Source organism: Cupriavidus sp. H18C2, assembly GCF_049393795.1.
GTDB lineage: Bacteria > Pseudomonadota > Gammaproteobacteria > Burkholderiales > Burkholderiaceae > Cupriavidus > Cupriavidus pauculus_C.
Genome location: NZ_CP186011.1, coordinates 1,447,941 through 1,474,248, shown reverse-complemented (window position 1 = coordinate 1,474,248; position 26,308 = coordinate 1,447,941). Strand labels below are relative to the sequence as shown.

At 66.7% G+C, this 26,308-nt stretch carries 22 protein-coding genes and 1 pseudogene; 19 read left to right on the top strand and 4 right to left on the bottom strand.

The window, feature by feature from the left end; genetic code table 11:
- Positions 1-2: 2 nt before the first annotated feature.
- From flgH to EPAKOI_RS23125, 11 genes and pseudogenes are all read left to right on the top strand, one after another.
- Complete coding sequence (flgH, locus tag EPAKOI_RS23175) at positions 3-707, top strand: flagellar basal body L-ring protein FlgH (RefSeq protein WP_124685991.1); 705 nt, start codon at positions 3-5, stop codon at positions 705-707.
- Positions 708-714: 7 nt separating this feature from the next.
- Positions 715-1,914, top strand: coding sequence for a flagellar basal body P-ring protein FlgI (locus tag EPAKOI_RS23170; protein WP_423193829.1), 1,200 nt, complete (start codon positions 715-717; stop codon positions 1,912-1,914).
- On the top strand, positions 1,914-2,936 hold the full coding sequence (gene flgJ / locus EPAKOI_RS23165) for a flagellar assembly peptidoglycan hydrolase FlgJ (RefSeq protein ID WP_423193828.1): 1,023 nt from the start codon (positions 1,914-1,916) through the stop codon (positions 2,934-2,936). Before EPAKOI_RS23170 ends, flgJ begins: the two co-directional genes overlap by 1 nt.
- A 355-nt stretch (positions 2,937-3,291) precedes the next feature.
- Positions 3,292-5,208 (top strand): flagellar hook-associated protein FlgK, encoded by a 1,917-nt coding sequence (gene flgK, locus EPAKOI_RS23160; RefSeq protein WP_423193827.1) that lies wholly within the window; start codon positions 3,292-3,294, stop codon positions 5,206-5,208.
- A gap of 46 nt (positions 5,209-5,254) precedes the next feature.
- Positions 5,255-6,487, top strand: a complete 1,233-nt coding sequence (gene flgL, locus EPAKOI_RS23155; RefSeq protein WP_423193826.1) for a flagellar hook-associated protein FlgL — start codon at positions 5,255-5,257, stop codon at positions 6,485-6,487.
- Between the two features lie 46 nt (positions 6,488-6,533).
- Positions 6,534-6,626: pseudogene (locus tag EPAKOI_RS23150) on the top strand (LysE family translocator); the annotation flags it as partial.
- A gap of 85 nt (positions 6,627-6,711) precedes the next feature.
- Positions 6,712-7,386 carry an alpha/beta hydrolase gene (locus tag EPAKOI_RS23145; RefSeq protein ID WP_423193825.1) on the top strand — a complete coding sequence of 225 codons (675 nt, stop codon included), beginning with the start codon at positions 6,712-6,714 and terminating at the stop codon, positions 7,384-7,386.
- Between the two features lie 46 nt (positions 7,387-7,432).
- Positions 7,433-9,064: an ATP-binding protein gene (locus tag EPAKOI_RS23140; RefSeq protein WP_313838636.1), complete on the top strand. Its 1,632-nt coding sequence runs from the start codon at positions 7,433-7,435 to the stop codon at positions 9,062-9,064.
- 233 nt (positions 9,065-9,297) lie between these two features.
- Positions 9,298-10,998: an aspartate-alanine antiporter gene (gene aspT, locus EPAKOI_RS23135; RefSeq protein ID WP_423193824.1), complete on the top strand. Its 1,701-nt coding sequence runs from the start codon at positions 9,298-9,300 to the stop codon at positions 10,996-10,998.
- Positions 10,999-11,125: 127 nt separating this feature from the next.
- Complete coding sequence (locus tag EPAKOI_RS23130; RefSeq protein ID WP_423193823.1) at positions 11,126-13,141, top strand: arylsulfatase; 2,016 nt, start codon at positions 11,126-11,128, stop codon at positions 13,139-13,141.
- A 15-nt stretch (positions 13,142-13,156) separates the two neighbouring features.
- Positions 13,157-14,257 (top strand): formylglycine-generating enzyme family protein, encoded by a 1,101-nt coding sequence (locus EPAKOI_RS23125; RefSeq protein WP_423193822.1) that lies wholly within the window; start codon positions 13,157-13,159, stop codon positions 14,255-14,257.
- A 10-nt stretch (positions 14,258-14,267) separates the two neighbouring features.
- On the opposite strand, the gene EPAKOI_RS23120 is transcribed toward EPAKOI_RS23125, so the two are convergent.
- A complete protein-coding gene (locus EPAKOI_RS23120; protein WP_423193821.1) occupies positions 14,268-15,176 on the bottom strand; it encodes a ketopantoate reductase family protein in 909 nt (302 codons plus the stop codon).
- A gap of 198 nt (positions 15,177-15,374) precedes the next feature.
- Positions 15,375-16,307 carry an MBL fold metallo-hydrolase gene (locus tag EPAKOI_RS23115; protein WP_124686006.1) on the bottom strand — a complete coding sequence of 311 codons (933 nt, stop codon included), beginning with the start codon at positions 16,305-16,307 and terminating at the stop codon, positions 15,375-15,377.
- 306 nt (positions 16,308-16,613) lie between these two features.
- Between EPAKOI_RS23115 and EPAKOI_RS23110 the strand changes: the two genes are divergently transcribed.
- The gene (locus tag EPAKOI_RS23110) at positions 16,614-18,362 is read left to right on the top strand and encodes a M30 family zinc metallopeptidase (protein ID WP_423193820.1); all 1,749 of its coding nucleotides are present in this window, start codon (positions 16,614-16,616) and stop codon (positions 18,360-18,362) included.
- 45 nt (positions 18,363-18,407) lie between these two features.
- Positions 18,408-18,713, top strand: coding sequence for a hypothetical protein (locus tag EPAKOI_RS23105; protein WP_423193819.1), 306 nt, complete (start codon positions 18,408-18,410; stop codon positions 18,711-18,713).
- Between the two features lie 60 nt (positions 18,714-18,773).
- On the opposite strand, the gene EPAKOI_RS23100 is transcribed toward EPAKOI_RS23105, so the two are convergent.
- A complete protein-coding gene (locus tag EPAKOI_RS23100; protein ID WP_124686009.1) occupies positions 18,774-19,697 on the bottom strand; it encodes a LysR family transcriptional regulator in 924 nt (307 codons plus the stop codon).
- Positions 19,698-19,871: 174 nt separating this feature from the next.
- On the opposite strand from EPAKOI_RS23100, the gene catA reads away from it, so the two are divergent.
- The 6 genes from catA to EPAKOI_RS23070 all read left to right on the top strand — a co-directional run bounded on the left by catA (position 19,872) and on the right by EPAKOI_RS23070 (position 26,031).
- On the top strand, positions 19,872-20,822 hold the full coding sequence (catA, locus tag EPAKOI_RS23095) for a catechol 1,2-dioxygenase (RefSeq protein WP_423193818.1): 951 nt from the start codon (positions 19,872-19,874) through the stop codon (positions 20,820-20,822).
- A gap of 111 nt (positions 20,823-20,933) precedes the next feature.
- Complete coding sequence (locus EPAKOI_RS23090; protein ID WP_423193817.1) at positions 20,934-22,292, top strand: Rieske 2Fe-2S domain-containing protein; 1,359 nt, start codon at positions 20,934-20,936, stop codon at positions 22,290-22,292.
- The gene (gene benB / locus EPAKOI_RS23085; protein ID WP_313838646.1) at positions 22,289-22,777 is read left to right on the top strand and encodes a benzoate 1,2-dioxygenase small subunit; all 489 of its coding nucleotides are present in this window, start codon (positions 22,289-22,291) and stop codon (positions 22,775-22,777) included. Before EPAKOI_RS23090 ends, benB begins: the two co-directional genes overlap by 4 nt.
- 38 nt (positions 22,778-22,815) lie before the next feature.
- Complete coding sequence (benC, locus tag EPAKOI_RS23080; protein ID WP_124686013.1) at positions 22,816-23,838, top strand: benzoate 1,2-dioxygenase electron transfer component BenC; 1,023 nt, start codon at positions 22,816-22,818, stop codon at positions 23,836-23,838.
- Entirely contained in the window at positions 23,835-24,605 is a 771-nt protein-coding gene (benD, locus tag EPAKOI_RS23075) for a benzoate diol dehydrogenase BenD (RefSeq protein WP_423193816.1), read from the top strand. Before benC ends, benD begins: the two co-directional genes overlap by 4 nt.
- Positions 24,606-24,654: 49 nt before the next feature.
- Positions 24,655-26,031 carry an MFS transporter gene (locus tag EPAKOI_RS23070; RefSeq protein WP_423193815.1) on the top strand — a complete coding sequence of 459 codons (1,377 nt, stop codon included), beginning with the start codon at positions 24,655-24,657 and terminating at the stop codon, positions 26,029-26,031.
- Between the two features lie 59 nt (positions 26,032-26,090).
- Here EPAKOI_RS23070 and EPAKOI_RS23065 read toward each other — a convergent pair whose 3' ends face one another.
- A complete protein-coding gene (locus tag EPAKOI_RS23065; protein WP_124686016.1) occupies positions 26,091-26,303 on the bottom strand; it encodes a hypothetical protein in 213 nt (70 codons plus the stop codon).
- Between the last annotated feature and the right edge of the window lie 5 nt (positions 26,304-26,308).

Genomic DNA, 26,308 nt, shown 5'->3' with positions numbered 1-26,308 from the left:
GAATGATCATGGCCGCCACGCAGTATCGCATCGGTGCAATCGTCACGTACGCCATCGTCGGCCTGGCCGCGCTGGCCAGTGGCGGCTGCGCGATGATGCCCAAGGAGCCGCTGGTGCAGATGCCCACCACCGCACGCGCCGAGCCGCGCGCGATGGGCCCTGCCACGGGTTCCATCTACGCATCCTCGTACGCGGGCAACCCGCTGTTCGAGGATCGGCGGCCGCGTAACGTTGGCGACATCCTCACGATCGTGATCAGCGAGAACGTCAACGCCAGCAAGAATTCCGCCACCAACGCCAACCGCACCGGCAGCACCACGCTGGCGTTCAACGCGGTGCCGCGTGCCCTGGGCGGCCTGTTCGGCACGAGCCAGAACGCCGACGCCAACGGATCCAATTCGCTGAAGGCCGGCGGGGGCGCCAGCGCCGCCAACACCTTCAACGGCACGATCACGGTCACGGTGCTCGAAGTGCTGCCCAACGGCAACCTCGTGGTGTCCGGAGAGAAGCAGATGGCCATCAACCAGGGCGCGGAATTCATCCGCTTCTCGGGGGTGGTCAATCCCCGCACGATTACCGGCGACAACGCAGTGCCGTCCACGCAGGTGGCGGATGCGCGCATCGAGTACACCGCCAAGGGGTACATCGACGAGGCGCAGAACATGGGCTGGCTGCAGCGCTTCTTCCTCAATGTCTTACCGTTCTGATCCCGCCATGTTTCTGCCTCCGATGCCTCTCCACAAGCCAGGCTCGTTTTTTGGCACCCCGCCCGGCCGACATTCCCGCTCAGGCCGCGCGGTCTCTTCTGCCAGCGTGCTGCGTGTGCTCTGCCTGGTCCTGCTGCTGCTGCTGCTGGGCGCGGGCGCCGCGCACGCGGAGCGCCTGAAGAACCTGGCCACGTTCCAGGGCGTGCGCGACAACCCGCTGGTTGGCTACGGCCTGGTCGTGGGGCTGGACAACACCGGCGACCAGACGATGCAGACGCCGTTCACCACGCAGAGCTTGAGCAACATGCTGTCGCAGCTTGGCATCACGCTGCCGGCCGGCAAGAACATGCAGCTCAAGAACGTGGCGGCCGTGATGGTCACCGCCACGCTGCCGGCCTACGCCCAGCCGGGCAGCCAGCTCGACGTGGTGGTGTCGTCGATGGGTAACGCCAAGAGCCTGCGCGGCGGCACGCTGCTGATGACGCCGCTCAAGGGCGCCGACGGCAACGTGTACGCCATCGCGCAGGGCAACATGCTGGTGGGCGGCGCCGGGGCGTCGGCCAACGGCAGCAAGGTCCAGATCAACCAGCTGGCCGTCGGGCGCATCGCCAATGGCGCGATCGTCGAACGTGCCGTGCCGTCGTTCCAGCCGGACGGCGGCTTCATGAACCTCGAACTCAAGGACACCGACTTCGGCACCGCCGAACGCGTGGTCGACGCGATCAACCGCAACCTTGGCCCCGGCACCGCCGCCGCCATGGACGGCCGCGTGGTGCAGGTGCGCACGCCGCAGACCCCGGCCGCGCGCGTGGGCTTCATGGCCCGCATCGAGAACCTTGACGTCACGCCGGCGCGCGCCGCGGCCAAGGTCATCCTGAACGCCCGCACCGGTTCCATCGTGATGAACCAGGCGGTGACGGTGGAAGACTGCGCCATTGCGCACGGCAACCTGTCGGTGGTCATCAACACCCAGCCGGTGATCAGCCAGCCGGCGCCGTTCAGCCAGGGCCAGACCGTGGTGGCGCCGGTGTCGCAGATCGACCTGAAGCGCGACGGTGGGTCGCTGCAGATCGTCAAGGCGGGCGCGTCGCTGGCGGCCGTGGTCAAGGGCCTGAACGCGCTGGGCGCCACGCCGGCCGACCTGCAGACCATCCTGGAAGCCATGCGGGCCGCTGGCGCGCTGCGCGCCGAACTGGAGATCATCTGATGGCGGCGGGCAACACGCTGGGCGCGCAGGCTGACGTCTCGCAGCGCTTCGCCCTGGATACGCAGGGGTTCGAGGCGCTCAAGAGCCAGGCCCGCGCGGGCAACAATTCGAACACGCTGCAGGCCGCCGCCAAGCAGTTCGAGGCGGTGTTCACGCAGATGGTGCTCAAGAGCATGCGCGACGCCACGCCGTCCGATGGCCTGTTCGACAACGAGCAGACCAAGCTCTACATGTCGATGATGGACCAGCAGTTGTCGCAGCAGTTGTCGTCGCGCGGCATCGGGCTTGCCGACGTGATGATCCGCCAGCTTGCGCGTGCCACCGGCACGCAACTGCCGCCGACGATGGGCGGCGCGGGCGGCATCACCGGCGCCAGCGCGCGCGACGCCCAGCTGGCCCAGCTGCTGGACAGCCGCGGCGCCACCGACGCCGACGGCCCGCCGCCCGTGGGCACCACGCTGCCCGGCGCGGCATGGAATCCCACCGCCGGCCTGCGCCAGTACCAGAACCAGGCCGACTGGCAGGGCAACGGCCAGACGCAACTGGGCCAGTTGCCGGACGATTCGCCCGAACACATCAGCAACTTCGTCAACCGCCTGGCCGAGCCGGCCATGGCGGCGTCGCGCGCCTCCGGCGTGCCGGCCAAGCTGATCGTCGGCCAGGCCGCGCTGGAATCGGGCTGGGGCCGCCGCGAGATCCGCAATGCCGATGGCACCAGCAGCTTCAACGTGTTCGGCATCAAGGCCGGCGCCAACTGGAAGGGCCCGACCACCGAGATCCTGACGACCGAATACGTCGACGGCCAGCCGCAGAAGGTGCGCGCAAAATTCCGCGCCTACGGGTCGTACGAGGAAGCGTGCAACGACTACGCCAGGCTGATCAGCAACAACCCGCGCTACGCCGGCGTGGTCAGCGCCGCCAACGCCGAGGAAGCGGCCCACGGCCTGCAGCGGGCCGGGTATGCCACCGATCCGGCGTACGGCGAAAAGCTGGTGCGGATCATGAAGAAGGTTTCGACGTAACGGTTGTCTTCGGTTTTGCTCCCCTCTCCCGCATGCGGGAGAGGGGTCGGGGGTGAGGGCCAGCGCTTCGCAAGTGCGACATCGCGCTTGAGCCGCCTGCCCTCACCCCAGCCCCCTCTCCCACTTCGCGGGAGAGGGGAGCAAACACGCAACCAAGCACTCCCGGCGCTACCTTCATCGGTCGCGCCGTCCCCGCTTGTACGCGCCGCAAACCAAAGAGTGAGCACTAACAACACCGACACCTTCGACACCATTGCGACGCTAAAGTCGCGCCGCATTTGCGCCGATAACCAACACATCCACCGCCGTCGGCAGCGTGCCGCTGGCTAGCCATTCGATCCGGAGTCAGACGAACATGTCTCTGTTTAATATCGGTCTGTCGGGCCTGAACGTCGCCCAGAACGGGCTCACCACGGTCGGCCACAACTTCAGCAACGCGGCCACCGTCGGCTATACCCGCCAGAACACGATCATTGCGTCGGCCGGCGGCCAGGCCACCGGTGCCGGCTTCTACGGCCAGGGTTCGAACACCATCACCGTGCAGCGCGTGTACGACGGCTTCCTGACCGGGCAGCTTCGCGGCGCCACGTCGGCCAGCTTCGAGCTGTCGACGTACGCGGAACAGATCGGCCAGATCGACAACCTGCTGGCGGACGAGAAAGGTGGCCTGGCGCCGCTGATGCAGAAGTTCTTCGCGGCCGTGCAGGCCGTGTCCGATACCCCGGCCGATCCGGCGACCCGCCAGGGCCTGATCTCGTCGGCCCAGGCGCTGGCCGGGCAGATCAAGTCGTCCAGCGACTACTTCAAGCAGCTGCAGGACGGCATCAACACCCAGCTCCAGTCGTCGGTGACGCAGGTCAATGACTACTCGAAGCAGATCGCCAACCTGAACAAGGAAATCTCGCGCATGACCGCCGCGTCGGGCGGCCACGCGCCGAACGACCTGCTGGACCAGCGCGACCAGGCCGTGGCCAAGCTGACCGAACTGGTCGGCGCCAAGGTGGTGGTGCAGGACGGCGGCACGTACAACGTGTTCGTCGGCAACGGCCAGCCGCTGGTGATGGGCACCGATTCGTACGACATCAAGACGGTGCCGTCGTCGGTGGACCCGAGCCGCCAGACCATCGCCTACACGCTGCCGAACGGCACGACGATCGAGGCCGAGGAAGGCGCGGTCACGGGCGGCTCCATTGGCGGGCTGCTGCGTTTCCGCAGCGAATCGCTGGACACGGCGCAGAACGCCATTGGCCGCCTGTCGCTGGCCATCGGCCAGACGTTCAACAACCAGCACAAGCTGGGCATCGACCTGAACGGCGCCATCGGCACCGACATGTTCACGCTGGGCAAGCCGACCGTGTTCTCGAACGACAAGAACACGTCGGGCGCGCAGCTCACGGCCACGATCACCAACACCGGCAACCTGACGACCAGCGATTACACGCTGAAGTTCGCCGGCGGCAGCTATTCGCTGGTGCGCAAGTCCGACAACGTGGTGGTGTCGAACACCGCTGCCCCGGGCACCTATCCGCTGACGATCAACACGCCCGAAGGCTTCTCGCTGACGCTCGACCGCGCGATGAACGCCAACGAATCGTTCGAGATCCAGCCCACGCGCAATGCCGCGGCCGGCTTTGGCACGCTGATCACGGACCCGGCCAAGATCGCCGCCGCATCGCCGGCGCGCGCCGACGCCAGCACGCAGAACACCGGCACGGTCAAGGCATCGCTGACCAACGTCGCGCCCGGCTTCACGCTGATGACCAATCCGGTCAAGGTGACGTTCACGGGCGGCGCCTACACGATCGTCGACTCGGTGACCAATGCGCCGCTGGTGCCGGCACCGACGGTGACGGCCACCGCGTCGGGCACCGACATCACGATCAACAACATGACGTTCAGCCTGAACGGCACGCCGAAGAATGGCGACACGTTCACGCTGTCGAACAACACGGGCGCGGTGTCGGACAACGGCAACATGCTCAAGCTGGCCAAGCTGCAGACGGCCAAGACCATCAACGGCACGTCGAGCTTCAACGACGCCTACGCCCAGCTGGTCAACGACGTGGGCAGCAAGGCCAAGTCCACGACGATCGCGTCGGCGTCGCAGGACAGCATCACGAACCAGATCTACACGTCCCAGCAGTCGGTGTCGGGCGTGAACATGGACGAGGAAACGGTCAACCTGCTGAAGTTCCAGCAGCTTTACCAGGCCAACGCCAAGGTGATCCAGGCCGCCAGCACCATCTTCGACACGCTGGTCAGCATCGCCTGATCGCGCACACCCCCGATACAACCTCCGGACAAGAAGGAATCACGCCATGCGCGTCGCCACCTCCACCCTGTATCACCAGGGCCTGTCGTCGATGAACAGCCAGCAGTCCAGCCTGCTGCACGTGCAGCAGCAGTTGGCCACCGGCCGCCGCGTGCTGACGCCGTCGGACGACCCCGTTGCCGCCACGCGCGCGCTCGGCGTGTCGCAGTCGATGGCCGTGAACGGCCAGTACACGGCGTCGCGCAAGCAGGCCAACATGTCGCTGGGGCTGGAGGAAAACACGCTCCAGTCGGTCACCACCACGCTGCAGAACATCAAGACCCTGCTGGTGAACGCCGGCAACGGCACGCTGAGCGACAACGACCGCGCGTCGCTGGCCACGGCGCTGCAGGGCCAGTACGACCAGCTCGTGGGCCTGGCCAACGCCGACGACGGCAACGGCAACTTCCTGTTCGGCGGCCTGAAGTCGGGCTCGGCACCGTTCGCGGCCGATGCCGCGGGCAACCTGACCTACCAGGGCGACACCGGCCACCAACTGCTGCAGGTGGACGTCGCGCGCCAGATGGAAGCAGGCAACCACGGCGCCGAGATCTTCCAGTCGGTGACCGCCAATGCCGGCTACGTGATCAAGGGCACCGGCACCAACGCCGGCACCGGCGTGTTCAGCGCGATCTCGGTGACCAACCCGACCGATCCCGCCTACGGCCACTCGTTCAGCGTCGCGTTCCAGACCGACGCCGGCACCGGCAAGAAGCAGTACGTGGTGACCGACACCACGACCGGCACGACCGCTGCACCGGTGGACTACGTCGAAAACGGCTCGATCAGCGTGGGCGGCGTGTCGTTCTCGGTCAAGGGCGTGCCGGCCGACACCGACAAGTTCACGGTCCAGCCGGCCCAGCAGGCGGGCGCCGACATGTTCGCCAACCTGAAGAACGTGATCAGCGCACTGCGCCAGCCGATCAGCTCGGGCACGTCGCCCGACGTGGCGGCCGCCAACCTGCAGAACGCCATCGCCACTGGCCTGCGCCAGAACGACAACTCGCTGGACAACGTGCTGACCGTGCGTTCGTCGGTGGGCTCGCGCATGAACGAAGTCGACGCGCTGGACACCATCGGCGATAACCGCGACCTCAGCAGCGCACAGACGCTGTCGAACCTGACCGAGCTGGACTACGCCGCCGCGATCACTGAGTACTACCAGCGCCAGACCGCGCTGCAGGGCGCGCAGCAATCGTTCATGCAGATCCAGCAGATGAACCTGTTCAGGTTCCTGTAACGGACGTGGCGCGCCCAGGCGCTGGGTGGGGAAGTGTCTGACCGGGCTGCTGGCTGTGCGTCAGTGGATCGACCGCGCCTTTGGCGGGCTTCTGGTCGGTTTTGGCGTCTTGCTGGCGGTGGCACGCGGCTCGCGCTGACATCTTTCACGCCGCGGAGGTTGTCCCGCTCCGTGCACAAGATTGGTGATATATTACATATCACCAATCTGCACCTGCCGCCGCCATGCTCGATCCTTCTCTGCTGGGCCGGATAACTTTCACCCACAGCGAGCCGTCAGAGGCCCCGTTGCCGCCGGGGCGCCACCGGCTTGGACTGGCCGACGAGCGCGATGCGGTGCTCTACGTGCCGCCGGAGCTTGGCCCTGGCCCCGTGCCGCTGCTGGTCATGTTTCACGGTGCCGGCGGCTTTCCCGAGAAGGTTTTGCCCTTTGTCGAGCCGCACGCGGATGCGCATGGCTTTCTGGTGCTGGCGCCGCATTCGACCTATCCCACGTGGGACATCGTCATCGGCGGCAACGGCCCCGACCTGCAGAAGTTGCACAGGGGGCTGGACGCCGTCTCGGCCCGCTACCGCATTCGCCCGGAACGGCTGGCGTTCGCCGGCTTTTCGGATGGGGCGAGCTACGCGCTGTCCATCGGCATCACCAACGGCGACATTGCCAGCCACGTCATCGCTTTCTCAGGCGGGTTCATGTCCGTCTTCCTGCAGGAAGGCTCGCCGAAGGTGTTTATCGCGCATGGGCTGGTTGACGAGCAACTGCCCATCCAGACCAGCGGCCGGACCAATGCCGCCAAGCTGAAGGCTGCCGGATACGACGTCGAGTATGTCGAATTTCACGGCACGCACCTGATCCATCCCCCGATCGTGACCGAGGCCATCCGCTTCTTCCTGGCGTAGCGCGCCGTCGCCAGCCCCAGGATCTGCCGCCAACGGAGTGCAATCCATGAATATCGAGATTCCGCAGTCTCTGATCCACCCGCTGCTTGCCATGGTCGAGGCCGAGTCTCCGCTGGCACGGCAGCTCAAGGAGCACGGTCTCTGTCACGGCAGCATGTCGGTGTCGGCGCGGCTGTTCGACGCACAGTCGCTCAACATGCTCTACACGCTGAGCAAGGCGAAGAACGAACGGCAGCTCACGTTCCAGATGCTGGCGCTCGACAACGTCTACAACGCTCCGCAGGCGCGGACCATTCCCGGCCTGGAGCGCTTGGTGGCGGGGCTGGTGGCGTACCTGTCGCGCGATGTCATCGACGGCTGGCTGTACCAGCGCAGCCGCGATGGCGTACTGCTGCCGTGGCTGGTCTATCGCATCCGCCATGTGGAGCCCGAGCAGGGCATGGCCTACGTGGCCATCGACCTGCTGGCGAATACCATGCTGTCCGCCAACTCGGAGCTGACCGACCCCACGCGGCGCAGAGGGGGCATGACGACGTCGATCATCGTCACGCGCGACGAGATCGTGGACCGCACGATTCCGCAGCTGCTCGCCGATTTCGGGTTTTTCAAGGAGTGCGCGGAATTCCGGCAGGAGTACGACCGGCACGCGCAGCTTTTTCTGCGCTACCAGCGCAGCTTCGGCGCCCAGTACATCGCCACGGGACCCGCCTTCACCGTGGAAGGCAAGGGCACCGTTTCGCTGGCACGGCTGGGCGATGGCGTGGCGGCCCGCTGCATCAATGACGAGGAACGGCTGGAGCGCCGCTTCGAAGTGACATGCGACGCCGAATTCTGGCGCAAGGCCGGGGTGGCCACCGGATTTGAACGGATGCCGCTGCACGGCTACGTGCATCTGTTCCACCTGGAATGGCACCGCAACATCTGGGTGCATGTGCAGCACCTGACCGAATACCAGTACCAGCCCGGGCTGCGCGACAAGCTCGTGCTGCCGGACCACCACCGCGACCTGATCGACATCCTGACCTCGCACCTGGACGTCCTGGTGCAGGACGTGGTGCCTGGCAAATCGGGCGGCACGACCATCCTCTGCCAGGGCGCGCCCGGCCTTGGCAAGACATTGACGGCCGAGGTGTACGCGGAAGTCGTCGGCCGGCCGCTCTACCGCGTGCATTCCGGACAGCTCGGCACGACCGCCGCCTCGGTCGGCGCCAGCCTGATGGAGATACTGCGCCGCGCCATGCGCTGGAATGCCGTGCTGTTGCTCGACGAGGCCGACGTCTACATCCGCCGCCGCGACAACGACCTGGAGCACAACGCCATCGTTGCGGAATTCCTGCGCACGCTGGAGTATTTCAGCGGCCTGCTGTTCATGACCACCAACCGTACCGGTGACGTCGATGACGCCATCCTGTCGCGGTGCATCGCCACCATCCAGTACGAGACGCCCGACCGGGCGGATGCATCGCGCCTGTGGCGTCTGCAAGCCGACCAGTTCGGCGCGACCCTCGATGACGAACTGGTGGAGGCGTTGACCGCGGCCTACCCGACAGCAAGCGGACGCGACATCAAGGAACTGATGAAACTCGCCACCCGCTATGCCAAGGCGAAGCAGACGGCGCTGTCGGAAGACGTGTTCCGGCTGTGCGCGCAGTTCCGGGCCATCGCACCGGCGGGATGACGCGTCGCGGCGTTCATGGTGAAGAGGTGCTGTTTTCGTCATATTTATGCGTTCTTCTCGAAACAAATAATCATCCTTTGCAGAATCTTTCACTTCCGCCGCTGCGAAGTAGCTGAAAGTATTTCGCTCGATAGTCCGCCGATGCGCCGGGCCGTCGGGAGATTGCCCGGTCAATACCCCGGGACGGCGCGAATCAAAAAAGGGAGATGGCGGGCCGTACCACGGAGTCCACCATGAGCGCCGCCTTCGACTGGTTCCAGCACCTGCTTCGTCCGCATCCAGAAGTCACTTTCTTCCTGGTGCTGGGGCTGGGATACGCGCTGGGCAAGCTGAAAATCGGCAGCTTTACGCTGGGCGCGGTCACCGGGACGCTTCTTGCCGGCGTGCTGGTCGGGCAACTCGGGCTCAAGATCTCCGGCGAAGTGAAGCAGTGCTTCTTCCTGCTTTTCCTGTTTTCCATCGGATTCCGCACGGGCCCGCAGTTCTTTCGCGGATTGCGTAGCGACGGCCTGCAGCAGGCGCTGCTGGCGGGCATCGTCGCCACAACGGGGCTCGTGGTCGCGTTCATCGTCAGCAAGCTGTTTGGCTACCAGGCCGGCACCGCTGCGGGCGTGGTGGCTGGCGCGTTGACGGAGTCCGCCACCATCGGTACGGCCGGTGACGCCATCTCGCGGCTGGCCCTGTCCGAAGCCGATCGACAGGTGTTGACGAACCAGATTCCCGTCGCGTTCGCCGTCACCTATCTGGTGGGTGTGGTCGGCGCGGCGTGGATCCTCGCCCAACTTGCCCCCCGGCTGCTTCGCGTGGACCTGCCAGCGGCGTGCCGCGAGCTTGAAAGCCGGATGGAGGGCAACACCGCACATGCCATCCCGAGCCGGCGGGAGATCGAGTTCCGCGCCTACCAGATCGACGCAGGTTCGCCGCTGGCGGGCATGACCGTGGCCCAGCTGGAGGTGGATATCGGTGGCCAGCGCATCTGCGTGGAACGTCTTCGCCGCAGTGGCGCGATGATGCGCATCGCGCCGGACATCGTCCTGCGCGCGGGCGACGCGCTCAGTGTCTCAGGCCGTCGCACCTTGTTGGTCGAGCGGATGGACGGCCCGCATTCCGGCCTGCACGAGATCGATGATCGTGAGTTGCTGGACGTGGAAGTGGAACTGCTGGACGTCATCATCACATCCAAGGCCGTCGACGGCCGCCGGCTGGGCGATCTGGCCAAGGAAGAAAGCGCGCGCGGGGTGTTCGTGGCGCGTGTGTCGCGCGCCGGCACGCCGGTAATGGTGTCACCGGAAACCGTCCTCAACCGTGGCGATGTCGTCTCGCTGGTGGGCAGCGCGAGAAGCGTGGAAGGCGCGGTCGACAAGATTGGCGTCGCCGATCGGGCCACCAATGCGACCGATATGGTGCTGGTATCGCTGGGCATCGTCGCCGGCGCGCTCGTGGGCGTGCCGGCACTGGTCGTGGGTGGCATCGAGATCGGGCTGTCGCTCAGCGTCGGGGTGCTGCTGGGCGGGCTGGTGTGTGGCTGGCTCCGGTCGGTACAGCCGCGGCTGTTCGGGCGTATTCCCGGGCCGACGCTGTGGGTGTTCGAATCGATTGGCCTGACCGGCTTCGTGGCAATCGTGGGCCTGAACGCCGGCCCCGACTTCGTCAAGGGGCTTCAGTCCAGCGGCCTCTCGCTGCTGCTGGCCGGCGTGCTGACGGTGAGCATCCCGATGCTGACGGGCGTCTTCGTCGGACACAAGCTCATGAAGATGCATCCGGGCATCCTGCTCGGCGTATGCGCGGGCGCTTCCACGGCGACGCCGGCGCTGGCTGCCGTACAGGAAGCCGCAAAGAGCGCGGTGCCCACGCTGGGCTACGGCGTCGCCTATGCCGTCGGAAACGTCCTGCTGGCGCTGTGGGGCACGGTGATCGTGGCGCTGATGACCTGAGCAAGCAACGGATACCCTGACCACGGCAACGAATATTTCCGCAGAACGGCATGCGGAAACGTTGTTTGGATTTGGCGCGGCGCAGCCATAGCATGGCCAGCTCCTTTCACGGTAGCGCCAGACAACAATGCCAACACGTAACGCTTCCCCGTCCGTTCGTCGTGCCCGTTCCACGGCTGCGCCCCGGCGCGCCGCTCCTGTCTTGCGCATCGGCCTGGCCGGCGCGGTGGCCGCCGCGCTCGTTTCGCTGGTGGCCTGCGGGTCCGACGGCGGTACCCCGGTGGCCTCCACCGGCAACACCGCGACGTCGCCGGGCACGGGTACCGTGCAGAAGCGTCCGAACATCCTGTACATCATGGCCGACGACCTCGGCTATTCCGATATCCGCGCGTTCGGCGGCGAGATCGACACGCCGAACCTGGACGCACTGGTGGCGTCCGGCCGCATCCTGACCAATCACCACACCGGCACGGTCTGCGCGATCACGCGGTCGATGCTGATCTCCGGCACCGACCACCACCTCGTCGGCGAAGGCACGATGGGCGCGCCGAACGACGAACGCAAAGGCCTGCCCGGCTACGAAGGCTATCTCAACGACAGCGCGCTGTCCGTGGCCCAGCTGCTGCAGGACGCTGGCTACCACACGTACATGGCCGGCAAGTGGCATCTCGGTTCCGGCATCGCCGGGGCGGCCGCCACCAGCGGCAAGACGCCTGACCAGTGGGGTTTCGAGCGCAGCTACGCGCTGCTGGGCGGCGCGGCGTCGAACCACTTCGGACACGAGGCCGCCGGATCGCGCAACTACACCGAGAACGGCAAGTACGTGCAGCCGGGCCAGCCGGGGCAGCCCGGCGGCGCCGGCGGATCGCCCGCGCTGTTCTACTCGACCAACTTCTATACGCAGAAGCTGATCGAGTACATCGACGCCAACAAGGCCGATGGCAAGCCGTTCTTTGCGTATGCCGCGTACACGTCGCCGCACTGGCCGCTGCAGGTGCCGGAGCCCTGGCTGAGCAAGTACAAGGGCCGGTACGACGCGGGCTATGACGCCGTCCGCAACGCGCGTATCGCGCGTCAGAAGGCGCTCGGCATCATCCCCGCCGACTTCAATCCGTATGCGGGCCAGCCCGAGGCACTGGTTGCGCCGGCGGGCACGGCCGCCAACGGCACGGCCGGCGCCAAATACATCAACGCGCTGAACGGCCCGGCGCAGGGCTATACCGACTACGGCCCCGGCCTGGTGGACAAGGCATGGGCCAGCCTGGGCGCGGACGAACGCAAGGCGCAGGCGCGCTACATGGAGATCTACGCGGGCATGGTCGAAAACCTCGACTACAACATCGGCCTGCTGGTCCAGCACCTGAAGGACATCGGCGAGTACGACAACACGTTCATCATGTTCCAGTCCGACAACGGCGCGGAGGGATGGCCGATCACCAATGGCGACCCGACCGCCACCGACACCGCCAACGCCGCCGAGCCCGTGTACTCGACGCTGGGCACCGACAACGGCCTGCAGGCCGCGCGGCGCCTGCAGTACGGGCTGCGCTGGGCCGAGGTCAGCGCCACGCCGTTCCGCCAGACCAAGGGGTACATGGGCGAAGGCGGCATCTCCACGCCGGCGATCGTGAAACTGCCGGGGCAGACGCAGCAGCAGCCCACGCTGCGCGCCTTCACGCACGTGACCGACAACACGGCAACGTTCCTGGCCGTGGCCGGCATCGCGCTGCCATCCACCGCCGCCGCGCCCAGCATCGATCCGGCAACCGGCACGGACCGGAACCGGGGCAAGGTGGTCTACAACGGCCGCAACGTCTGGCCGATCACCGGGCAATCGCTGCTGCCGGTGCTGCGTGGCGAGGCGACGGGCGAGGTGCGCACCACCGCGTTTGGCGAAGAGTCGTACGGCCGGGCGCAGATCCGCAGCGCCGATGGCCGGTGGAAGGCGCTGTGGACCGAGCCCGCGCAGTTCGGCCAGGCCGACGGCCATTGGGAGCTGTTCGACCTGGCCACCGACCGCAGCGAGAACCACGACGTCTCCGCCAGCAACGCGACGGTGCTGGACAGCCTGATCGCACAGTGGAAGACGTACATGCAGGGCGTGGGCGGCGTGGAGCCGGTGCGGCCCAAGGGCTACTACTGATCGATGCGTCGCGTCATGGCAGCTTCTGCAAAGCTACGGGGCGCCGCGAAGGTGGCGGTCGTCGCAGTGGCGTTCGGCGTGGCGTTTGCGGCCGTGTCCGGCGTCTATGCATCGCGCGCCGCCCACGGCCCGCGCGATGCCGCGTTACCGTCCGGCGGGCTGGACGGCAGCAACACCGGCAGGCCGGCGGCGCCGCTGGGCAGCGGGCGGCAATGCGTGCAATACAGCGGCCTGCCAGATGGTTGGGGCGCCGATGCCCGCGCCGGCATGGTGCACCTGAGCGGCGGCGATTTCGTGCTCGGCACCCGTCATGGCTATCCCGACGAACGCCCGGCCGGCAGCGGCCGCACGCGCGTGGCCGGTTTCTGGATCGACCAGACGGAGGTCACCAACGCACAGTTCGCCGCGTTCGTGCAGGCCACGAACTATGTAACCGATGCCGAGCGGCAGCAGGGCGCCGCCGTGTTCCACTCGCCGACGCAGGCCGAACTGGATGCCCGGCCGCTGGCGTGGTGGTCGTGGGTCAAGGGCGCATCGTGGCGACATCCGGACGGGCCGGCCAGCGACCTGCGCGGCCGCGCCAACCATCCGGTCACGCTGGTCACGCAACGCGACGCGCTGGCCTATGCGCAATGGCTCGGCCGCGACCTGCCGACAGAAGCCGAATGGGAGTACGCCGGCAAGGCCGGGCACGAGGACGCCACGCTTGACACCGCGCCGCGCGATCCGGCCGGCAAGCCATCCGCCAACTACTGGCAGGGCGCGTTCCCGCTGATGAACACGAACGAGGATGGGCACGTCGGGCGCTCGCCCGTGGGCTGCTACGCGGCCAGCGACTACCGGCTGTTCGACATGATCGGCAACGCGTGGGAATGGACGCGCGACGTCTACCGTGGCGAGCACCAGGGCCATGCCAACGGCGACACCGCCGCCATTGCCCCCGCCAATCGGCCCCATGGTGCGGCCGGCAACACGCCGATGGTTATCAAGGGCGGCTCGTTCCTTTGCTCGTCCGACTATTGCGTACGCTACCGCGCGTCGTCGCGCGAGCAGCAGGAAGCGGACTTGCCCGCTTCACATATCGGCTTCCGCACGGTGTTGCGCGACAAGGGGTGACGACGCGCGCTCAACTGCCCCGGGCCGCCGGCCGGCGCTCCAGAAGCTGCACCAGCGTCATCAGCGCCTGGTTCACCGGCGTGGCGATGCCGTGCGCCAAGCCGCGTCGCACGATGGCGCCATTCAGGTAGTCAATCTCCGTGGGACGAGCGCGGGCCAGGTCCTGCGCCATCGACGAATACTGGCCGGCAGGGATCGTATGGCGGATGCGCTCGAACTGGCGCTCGACGTCGAGGTCGATGCCGACGCGCTCGGCGCACGCCACGGCCAGGCATTCGGCGATCAGTTGCTTCATCGTCTCCTCGGCCGCCTCGACGTTGCGGATCTCGCCATAGGGGAGGTTGGCGATGCCCGAGAGCGCGTTGTACGCGCAGTTGAGCACAAGCTTGTCCCAGAGCGGCACCCGCACGTCGGCGGACACCACGGTCGGTACGCCGGCCGCGCCCAGCATCCGGGCGATGTCGGCGCTTTGCGGCGAATCGCCGATCACAAGGTCGCCGCGTCCGTGGCGCCTGAGATGGCCGGGGCCGGCCATCTCGCACGCCACGTAGACGGCGGCCGCGATGACCGGCCGGCCTAGCGCGCCTTCCAGCATCGCCGCGTTGTCGATGCCGTTCTGAAGCGACAGCACTGCGGCATCGGCTTTCAGGAACGGGCGCAACTGCCGCGCGGCGTCGACCGTGTCGGCAGACTTCACGCAGACGAGCACGAGGTCGGCGTCCTCGGCCGCCTGCACGCGCGTGTCCGCGGCGACGGCGATGTACGTGTCCATCGCCGGCGATTCGAACCGCAGGCCATGGCGCGTCACGCTGTCGACATGTACCGGCCGGCCGACCAGCGTCACGGGATGCCCCGCCCTGGCCAGCATGGCGCCATAGAAACATCCCACGGCACCCGCGCCGATAACGGTGATCTTCATGCGGCCTCCTTGGCTGTGATCGCAACTTGCGATCGGAGAACGCGGCGGCGTGTGGTGGTGTTGACGGCGGGCGGGTCAGCAGCGTGCGAATTGGCAACCGTTGGTGCGGGCGCTGAAAATGCGAAATGCCGCGAGTGTTGAAATCGCGGCATTCGCTTCAGCGGTCAGGATTGGCGGCCGTCGGCGCGCGCCCCCCGATCAGTAATCCCACTGCACCGGCACGAAGCGGAAGCCGTTGCCGTTCTTCGCGATATGGCCGATGGACGGGAACGCGATATGTGCCGCCGCCAGCAGGGAACCCGTTTCCGCGGCTTCGTTGAGCAGGCCGATCCGCACGTCGACAGCCAGCTCCGGCTCGTGCTCGAAACCGTTCTGCCATGCGGGATTGTCGAAGCCCACCTCGAAGATCGCATCGCCCACGAACGTCAGCTTCTCGCCGCCCGAGGCCACGTCCACGACGCAATGCCCTGGCGTATGGCCGCCCGTCACGCGCGCCGACACGCCCGGCGCCACCTGCACAGTGCGGTCGAACTGCACGATGTTCTTGCTGTACAGCTCCACAAAGCGGGCAGCGGCCTTGCGCAGCGCGGGCGGCACGGTCTCCGGCATCACGGTCTTGCTGAAGTCCGGGTTCTTCCAGAACTCCACCTCCGCACCGGCCACGTGGATCCGCACGTCGGGGCGCAGCTTGGCCTTGACCCCCTCGACGTTCAGCCCGCCGACGTGGTCCATGTGCATGTGCGTGATCACGATATCGGTGATCGCGCCCAGGTCGATGCCGGCCGATTCCAGCCGCATCACCGAGCGGCCGGCGCGCGTGAAGTACTCGAAGCCGTCGCCCACGCCCGAATCGATCAGGATCAGGCGGTCGCCGCTGCGGACCAGCGCGATGTTGAGCGCCCAGTCGAACATGTCGCGGCGCAGGAAGCGGCCGTCGAACCACTCGTTGCGGTCTTCAGGGCTCACATTGGTGGACATGGTCGAGGTCGGCAGCGGCAGGATGCCGTCGCTGATCAGCACCACGTCGACGTCTCCGATCCGTACCGCGTAGCGGGAAGGCACGAGTTCGCCGGAACCCTCCTTGCCAAGGTTGGCGGTCACCGGCTGCAGATTGCGGGTTGTTTCGCTCATGATCAGTTCCTGTCTTTGGGTGGGTAGGCCGCTGGGCGGCTGGCGCGGGTCCGCTTGGTCGCACGGACATCCTCCTCGACCGTCGCGCGGCTTGCGCAACCATCGGTGCAACGGATTCTAGGCAGGGGGCGCGGCAGGCAGTAGGGCCGTGGCGGCCTTCACTATGTTGTACGGCGCGCAACAATGGCTAGCGGGGGATCGGGCGGGAAACAACCCCCAAACGGAGGGTGACATTTTTGGATTTTTTGCCGATATAGGAGAGCCGCGCATTGATAGACGCGGCCCATCCAACAAGGAGAAATTTCCATGCAGCGCACTCAGCGCCCGCTGTCCTTCCCGGGGTCACTTGCTCTGGCATTGCTGACTTCGGCAGTTCTGGCCGCCTGCGGAGGCGGTGGGGACGGCGGGGAGGCCGCGACACAGACGTCGGCTACCACGGCCACCACTGCACCGGGCACCCCGGTCACCGCAACGCCGGCCGAACCGGTCACCGCAGCGCCGGCCGAACCGGTCGCCAAGCCGGTCAGCGTCGTCACGCCGGCGTGCTCCGGCTGCGCCGCCGTCGACGCCAATACCTATGCCGGCAGCGGCGTGGGCGTCTGGCAGAACCCGAACGCCACGGCCGCCGCGGTGGACATGCCGATCAGCATCGCTGGCCTGACGGGCCAGGACGTGACGCTGGTGTTCACCAACCAGACCGGCGTGCCCCAGACCATGCCCACGATCGCGCTGACTTCGTCGTACATGCCGACGATTGCCGCCAGCGCCATCCAGTGGGATAACGGCGTCAACGCCACCAAGCGACGGATTGCCGACTTCAACCGCGATGGCTGGGTGGCGCTTGCCGGCCCGCGCGGTACCGCACCGAACCGTTCGTCGTTCGGCGCCTCGTCGCCGCTGCGCGCAGCGGGCTATGTCGTGGGTTCGCCCCGCAACTTCTACCACGAGGACAATTCCTCGCGCAGCACGACGCTGGTCCGCACCGATACCACGTCCGACGGCACGGTGGTGAACTTCTGGGTGGAGGACAGCGAGAACGACGTCGCCAAGGTCAGCCCGACCATCGTCAACCAGCTCTACGCCGGCTTCGTCCCGGGCGGCAAGATCTACGACATGCTCAAGCAGACCGGCGGCCCGGTCTGGGGCCCGCACGCCTACGGCGACCTGGTCGACGGCTCGGTGCCGCAGCCCATCGACATCGTGATTCTGAACTTCGACAACAACGCCACGCCGTTCGGAATGGTCGGCTACTTCTTCGCACGCAACGCGATCAAGATGGACCCGAGCACGAACCCGTACAGCAACGAGTCGGTGTCGCTGTACCTGGATTCGGAGACGCTGTATCGCGGCGGCGCAGACGGCATGCAGTCCATGCTGCTGACGATGGCGCATGAAGGCATGCACATGCAGAACTTCTATCGCCGCGCGGTGGTGAAGGGCCCGTCGTATGCCTTCGATACCTGGCTGGAAGAAGCCAGCGCGATGATGATGGAGGATTTCGCGAGCCAGTCGATCGATCCGACGTACAACGCCATCCGCGACGTGCGCTTCCCGAACTACGTGGGCTACAAGGCGGGTTCGTACAACTGCAGCCTGCTGACCTGGGATGCCTTTGGTCCGTCGTGCGACAGCTATTCGGTGTCGGGCTCGCTCGGCGGCTTCCTGGATCGCCAGCTCGGCCTGGGCTTCTACAAGCACCTGCTGTCCAACGTGAGCAGCACCGATTCGGTGGCGGTGCTCGATGCGTCGATCCGGGCGACCGTGCCGACGTCGAGCCTGGGCGAGCAACTGCGCCGCTTCGCCGCGACGTCGGGTGCGCTGATGAAGTCCCCGAGCCCCACCGGCTTTGGCTTTCCGGCGCGTGCCGAAGGTGGCTTCACGCTGCCGGTCATCGAGCCGCAACTGTACCTGCCGCTGCGCACGCTGACGCAGTCGGTGCCGGCCACGCTGCAGCCGTACGCCAGCCTGCCGGTGGTGCGCAAGGCCGTGTCGGGTACCTATAGCGAGACGGTCAAGGTGCCGGCACAATCGACGCTGTCGGTCGTGATCCAGTAAGACCAACGGGGCGGCGCAATCCGCCCCGTCTTTTCGTCAGACACCATGCAGAGATTCGCACTATCGGGCCTCATCGCCCTGACGCTCGCGGCGTGTGCCGCGGCAACGACGCCGCAGGGCCAGACAGCCCTCGTCGGCCAAATCCGTATCAAGGGCAACGAGCCGTTCCCGACGGTCATGCTGGAGACGCCCGCACACGACAGTTGGGAACTGGTCGGCGTGCCGCTGGCTGACGCCCGCGCGCTGACCGGCCGGCAAGTGACCGTGCACGGCACCGTAATCCGGGCGCCCGGGCCGGGCGTGTGGCTGCCGTCGATGCGGGTGACGGGAAAGCCGGAGGTTGTTCGTTAGGACCACAGCGTCCGGCGCGGCGCCGCATTCGCGACCCGCACTCCCCAACCCACCCCACCCCTACCCCCCGCGATCCGTACGCGGCACATACGGGATCTTTTCTTCCTCGTAGAGCCGGTAGATCAGTTCCAGCATTTCCTTGATGTCGCGCGATTCGTCCATCGCGCGCATGCTCATGATGATGGGCGACGTGAGCGTGGGGTCGTCCAGTTCCATGTAGCTCACGTCATCGCGCTTCAGGCCGTAGACGCTGCTCGGCACCACCGAGATGCCTTCGCCGGCCGCCACCAGTCCCAGCGCGATCTGCAGTTCGCGCACTTCGTAGATGCGGCGCGGGGTCAGCGCGCGTTCCTGGAATGCCGACAGGACCTGGTCGGCGTAGCTGGGGCGGGGCGCCTTGGGAAAGACGATCAGCGTCTCGTGGATCAGGTCGCGCAGCGACAGGACCGGCTTTGCCGTGGACAGCGGATGGCCGATGGGCAGCGCAACGATCATCTTTTCCTCGCGCAGGATCACGCGGCGGATGTTGGCGTCCTCGTGGCGGATGCGGCCGAAGCCCACGTCGATGCGGCCGTCCTTGAGCGCGCGGATCTGGTCCATCGTCGACATCTCGTGCAGGCTCAGTTCGACCGACTTGTTCTCGTCGCGGAACCGCCGGATGATCTTGGGCAGCATGCCGTAGAGCGTGGAGCCGACAAAGCCGACCGACAGGCTGCGCTCGATATTGCCCACGCGCCGCGTCATCGATTCCAGTTCGCTGGTCTGCGCCAGCAGGTGCACCGCGTGGGAATAAAAGAACTTGCCGGTCTCGGTCAGCTTGAGCGGCCGGGCGTTGCGCTCGAACAGTTGCACGCCCAGTTCTTCTTCCAGTTGCTGGATCTGACGGCTCAGTGGCGGCTGCGCAATATGCAGCCGCTGGGCCGCGCGCGTGAAGTTGCGTTCTTCCGCGACGGCCACGAAATAGCGCAGGTGACGCAACTCCATACAATACCTCCAGGATATAGCCCGATACTAAAACGGTGTTGGACTGGCTGGTTTGCCGCCTCTATTCTGCTTTCAACCCCGGTTTTCGGGGCGCGATTATACCTTCCAAGTTGATTCAGACCGACCTGGAATGAGGGTTAACCCCACAAAAATGACAGAGCGTTAGGAGCAGACATGAGTGCCAAGGTGTTCGACACGAAAGAAGTTCAGGACCTGCTGAAGGCCGCCGCCAACCTGGGCAATGACGCCGGCAGCGCGCGCACCAAGCAGATTGCTCACCGTCTGCTGAGCGACCTCTTCAAGGCCATCGACGACCTCGACATGACGCCCGACGAAATCTGGGCCGGCGTGCATTACTTCAACAAGCTCGGCCAGGACGGCGAAGCGGCGCTGCTGGCCGCCGGGGTGGGGCTGGAGAAGTATCTCGACATCCGCATGGACGCCGCCGACCGCGAGGCCGACATCCACGGCGGCACGCCGCGCACGATCGAAGGCCCGCTCTACGTCGCCGGCGCGCCGGTGCGCGACGGCGTCTCCCGGATCGATATCAACCCCGACGCCGATGCCGGCCCGCTGGTCATCCGCGGCACGGTCACGGGGCCGGACGGCAAGCCGTTGGCCGGCGCGGTGGTGGAGTGCTGGCACGCCAACTCCAAGGGCTTCTACTCGCACTTCGACCCGACTGGCGCGCAGGACGACTTCAACCTGCGCGGCGCCGTGAAGACAGGTGCCGACGGCCAGTACGAGTTCCGCACGCTGATGCCGGTGGGCTATGGCTGCCCGCCGCAGGGCGCCACGCAGCAACTGCTCGACGCACTGGGCCGCCACGGCAACCGTCCCGCGCACGTGCACTTCTTCGTTACCAGCGACAAGACGCGCAAGCTGACCACGCAGATCAACATCGAAGGCGACCCGCTGATCTGGGACGACTTTGCCTACGCCACGCGCGAGGAACTGGTGCCGCACGTGGTGGAGAAGACCGGTGGCACCGCGCTGGGCCTGAAGGCCGACGCGTACAAGGAAATCCGGTTCGATATCGCGCTGACGCCGCTGGTGCAAGGCCAGGACAACCAGCGCGTGAACCGTCCGCGCGCTGCCGCGACCACCGCCGCCGTGGCCGCCTGAGCCCACCCGGCGCCGTACCCGCGGCCTGACTGCCAGGCCGCCCCCCTTCCTCGCAAACCACATGGACCGATGCCATGGGCGCCACGCCCGCCGGCATCGGGGAGACGACTCATGCCCGCAAACCTTGACAAGGCACAACAGCTCGACGACCTGCTGCGCAACGCGGTCCAGGACGACCCGGAGAACGGCATCTTCCGCTGCCGCCGCGACATCTTCACCAACGCCGACCTGTACGAGCTCGAAATGAAGCACATCTTCGAGCGCAACTGGGTCTACCTGGCGCACGAGAGCCAGGTGCCGAACAACAACGACTACTACACCACGTGGATCGGCCGCCAGCCGATCGTCATCACGCGCGACAAGACCGGCGCCCTGCACGCCGTGATCAACGCCTGCGCGCACAAGGGCGCGATGCTGTGCCGCCGCAAGCATGGCAACAAGGGCAGCTTCACGTGCCCGTTCCACGGCTGGACGTTTTCCAACGCCGGCAAACTGCTGAAGGTGAAGGACGAGAAGACCACCGAGTATCCGGTGCAGTTCAACCAGCACGGCTCGCATGACCTGCGCAAGGTGGCCCGCTTCGAGAACTACCGTGGCTTCCTGTTTGGCAGCCTCAGCGACGACGTGATGCCGCTGGAAGAGTACCTGGGCGAGACGCGCGTCATCATCGACCAGATCGTGGCGCAGGCGCCCGAGGGGCTGGAAGTGCTGCGCGGCAATTCGTCCTACATCTACGACGGCAACTGGAAGATGCAGATGGAAAACGGCTGCGACGGCTACCACGTCAGCACCGTGCACTGGAACTATGCCGCGACGATGGGCCGCCGCAAGGTGGAAGGCACCAAGGCCGTCGACGCCAACGGCTGGAGCAGGTCGACGGCCGGCGTCTACGGCTTCGAGCACGGCCACATCCTGCTCTGGACGCGGACGATGAACCCCGAGGTGCGCCCGGTGTACCAGCATCGCGACGAGATTGCGGCACGCGTCGGCCCCGACCAGGCGAACTACATCGTCAACCAGACGCGCAATCTCTGCCTGTACCCGAATGTGTTCCTGATGGACCAGTTCAGCACCCAGATCCGCGTGGTGCGTCCGATCAGCGTCGACAAGACCGAAGTCAGCATCTTCTGCTTTGCGCCGAAGGGTGAAAGCGCCGAGAGCCGTGCCATCCGCATCCGCCAGTACGAGGACTTCTTCAACGTGTCCGGCATGGGCACCAGCGACGATCTCGAAGAATTCCGCGCCTGCCAGGCCGGCTACGCGGGCTCGACGTCGATGTGGAACGACATGTCGCGCGGCGCGCCGCTGTGGATCCACGGCCCCGACGCCAACGCGCAGGGCATGGGCCTGAAGCCGGTGATCTCGGGCGAGCGCAGCGAGGACGAAGGCTTGTTCGTGGTCCAGCACGAATACTGGCGGCAAGTCATGCGCGCCGCGCTGCGCAAGGAACAGGCGGAGGCATTGGCATGAGCTTCGACCATCCATCCATCTGCCAGGCGCTCTACCGCGAGGCGCGTTTCCTGGATGACCGCCAGTGGGACGAATGGCTGGCCTGCTACGCCGATGACGTCACCTACTGGATGCCGGCCTGGGACGACGACGACCAGCCCACCGAAGACCCGCAGCGCGAGATATCCCTGATGTACTACGCCGATCGCGGCGGCCTGGAAGACCGCGTGTTCCGCATCCGGACCGAGCGCAGCAGCGCGTCGATGCCCGAGCCGCGCACGAGCCACTACATCGCCAACGTCGAGGTACTGGCCGAACGCGATGACGAGGTGGACGTCCGCTACAACTTCCACACGCTCAGCCATCGCTACAAGGTGACCGACCAGTTCTTCGGCACGGTATTCCTCACGTTCCGCAAGGTGGAAGGCCGCCTGCTCATCGCGGCCAAGAAGATCTTGCTCAAGAACGACTACATCCGCCAGGTGCTCGACGTCTACCACGTCTGAGGCCACGCAGCGGATTGCAAACGGACGCAGGAGGCAACATGTCCAGCTACAACATTGCATTGAACTTCGAAGACGGCGTGACTCGCTTTGTCGAGTGCCGGGCCGGTGAAAAGGTACTGGACGCCGCGTTCCGCGCCCGGATCAACCTGCCGATGGATTGCTCCGACGGCGTCTGCGGCACGTGCAAGTGCCGCGCCGAAAGCGGCCGTTACGACCTTGGCGACGACTACATCGAGGACGCGCTCAGTGACGACGAGAAGGCCAGCGGCCTCGTGCTGACCTGCCAGATGGTGCCCGAGAGCGACTGCGTGATCGCGGTGCCGGCGTCGTCGGCGGTGTGCAAGACCGAGCAGAGCCAGTTTGCCGCGACGGTGGCCAGCGTGGTGCCGCACAACGACGCCGCCGTGGTGCTCGAACTCGACGTCGATAGCATCCCGCCGGTCTTCCTGGCAGGCCAGTACGTCAACATCGACGTGCCGGGCAGCGGCCAGCATCGCTCGTACTCGTTCTCGTCCGCGCCCGGTGCGTCGCGTATCAGCTTCCTGATCAAGAAGATTCCCGGCGGCGTCATGAGCACCTGGCTGGAGACCGCGCGGCCCGGGCACAAGGTCAACCTGACCGGCCCGCTCGGCAGCTTCTACCTGCGCGCCGTGGAGCGCCCGCTGCTGTTCCTGGCCGGCGGCACCGGGCTGGCGCCGTTCCTGTCGATGCTCGAAGTGCTGGTGCGCGCGGCGTCCGACCAGAAGGTGCACCTGATCTACGGCGTGACGCGCGATCTCGATCTGGTGCAGGTCGGCGCGATCGAAGCCTACGCCGCGCGGCTGCCGAACTTCACGTACACCACCGTGGTGGCCGACGACGCGTCGTGCCACCCGTGCAAGGGCTGGGTCACGCAGCACTTGCCGCCCGCCTGCCTGCACGACGGCAACGTGGACGTGTACCTGTGCGGGCCGCCGCCGATGGTGGACGCCGTGCGCAAGCATTTCGATGACAACGGCGTGAAGCCCAACAGCTTCCACTACGAGAAGTTCACGCCCAATGCCGTGGCGGTGGCGGCATGAGTGCCGGACGCTTCGCGGGCAAGGTGATGGTCGTCACCGGTGCCGCGCAGGGCATCGGGCGCGGCGTGGCGCTGCGCGCTGCGGCCGAGGGCGCGCAAGTCCTGCTGGTGGATCGCGCCGAGTTTGTCGGCGAGGTCGCGGCCGAGGTACACGGGGCCGCCGGCTTCGTTGCCGACATGGAAACCTATGCGGGCGCCGCCGCCGCAATGGCCTGCGCAGCGGAGACGTTCGGCCGCATCGACATCCTCGTCAACGGCGTCGGCGGTGCCATCCGCATGCGGCCGTTCGCCGAATTCGAACCGGCGCAGATCGACGCGGAGATCCGCCGTTCGCTGATGCCGACGCTGTACGCCTGCCACGCCGTGCTGCCGCGCATGCTGGCGCAGGGTGGCGGCACCATCGTCAACATCTCGTCGAATGCCACGCGCGGCATCCGGCGCGTGCCGTACTCGGCCGCCAAGGGCGGCGTCAATGCGATGACCCAGGCGCTGGCCATGGAGTACGGGCCGCACAACATCCGCGTGGTGGCCGCCGCGCCGGGCGGTACGCAGGCACCGCCGCGCCGCGTGCCGCGCAATGCGGCCGGCGACAGCGCGCAGGAACGCGCCTGGATGGCCGAGGCGGTGACGCAGGTCACCGGCTCCACGTTCTTCGGGCGCTACGGCACGCTGGACGAACAGGTCGCACCGATCCTGTTCCTGGCGTCCGACGAAGCCAGCTACATCACGGGCGCCGTGCTGCCCGTGGCCGGCGGCGACAACGGGTAGGACAACGCGGGGGATACCGCGCACCATTCCATCAACGAGGAGACAAGCCATGCGTCATGTCGACGTCCACCAGCTCGCGGACGACGCGCGCTTCAACCGCTTTCATGCCGGCGTGCTGTTCTGGTGCGCGCTGATCATCATCTTCGACGGCTACGATCTGGCCGTGGTCGGCATCGCGCTGCCATCGATCATGAAGGACATGGGCGTCGACGCCACGCGCGCCGGCTTCATGGTCAGCGCCGCGCTGTTCGGCATGATGTTCGGCGCGGTCATCATGGGCACCGTGGCCGACCGCATTGGCCGGCCACGCGCCATTGCCATCTGCATTGCGCTGTTCAGCATCTTCACGGCCGCCGCGGGCATGACCCGCGACCCGGTCGCCTTCAGCGTGACGCGCTTTCTGGCCGGACTGGGCATTGGCGGCGTGATGCCGAACGTGGTGGCGCAGATGACCGAGTTCTCGCCGCGCCGCCTGCGCGGCACGATGGTCACGCTGATGTTCAGCGGCTACTCGGTGGGCGGCATGCTGGCCGCGCTGATGGGCAAGTCGCTGATCGAGACCTACGGCTGGCAGTCGGTCTTCCTGGCGGCGGGCGCGCCGGTGCTGATCATTCCGGCCGTACTCAGGCGGATGCCGGAGTCGCTGCCGTTCCTGATCCGCCGCAACCGGCTCGATACGCTGCGCGCCGTGCTGGCCCGCATGGCGCCCACGTACCGCCCGCAGGCCACCGACCGCTTCGACCTGCCGCAGGCCGACGCCTCCAGCGCCCCCATCCGCATGTTGTTCCGCGACGGCCGCGGCTTCAGCACCGTGATGCTCTGGGTTGCGTTCTTCATGTGCCTGTTCATGGTCTATGCGCTGAGTTCGTGGCTGACCAAGCTGATGGCCGGCGCGGGCTACAGCCTGGGATCGGCGCTGACGTTCGTGCTGGTGCTGAACTTCGGCGCGATGGCCGGCGCGATTGGCGGCGGCTGGCTGGCCGACCGCTTCAACATCAAGCACGTGCTGGTGGGCATGTACGTGCTGGCGGCGGTTTCGATCACGCTGCTCGGCTATCGGATGCCGACCGGCGCCCTGTTCGTGGTGGTAGCGCTGGCCGGTGCCTCGACCATCGGCACGCAGATCGTGACCTATGCCTACGCGGGGCAGTTCTATCCAGCGGCCGTGCGTGGCACGGGCATCGGCTGGGCGTCGGGCGTTGGCAGAAGCGGTGCGATCCTGGCGCCGATCGTGATCGGCGTCCTGGTGGGCATGTCGCTGTCCCACCAGCAGAACTTCGCGGCGATGGCCGTGCCGGCCGTCATCGCCGTGGTCGCCGTGCTGCTGATCGACCACAAGTGCTCGGCGTCGGTCATCGGCAGCGCGTCGCCCCAGGCCGGCGCGGCGCAGCCGGTGGCCATGCAGGTCAGTCACGGCGGATCCTGATCCCGCGGCGTCAGCAACGTATCGAGGGTTAACGCGGATACGGGCGCCAGGTGCTTCGCTCAGGAGCCCTTCAGCGTGCCGCCCAGCACTTCGCGCCGGGCCCGCAGCACGTAGATGGCCTGCCGAAGGCTGGCCAGCATCGGGTTGGCACGGTTGTCGTCGCCGCCCGGCTGGGCCCGCGCAGCCTGTTCCAGGCGCTGGAGTTCGGCCTCGCGCTCGGCGATATAGCGGTCCAGGATCACCACGTCCCGGAGCGTCTTTCCTTTTTGCATCGGTT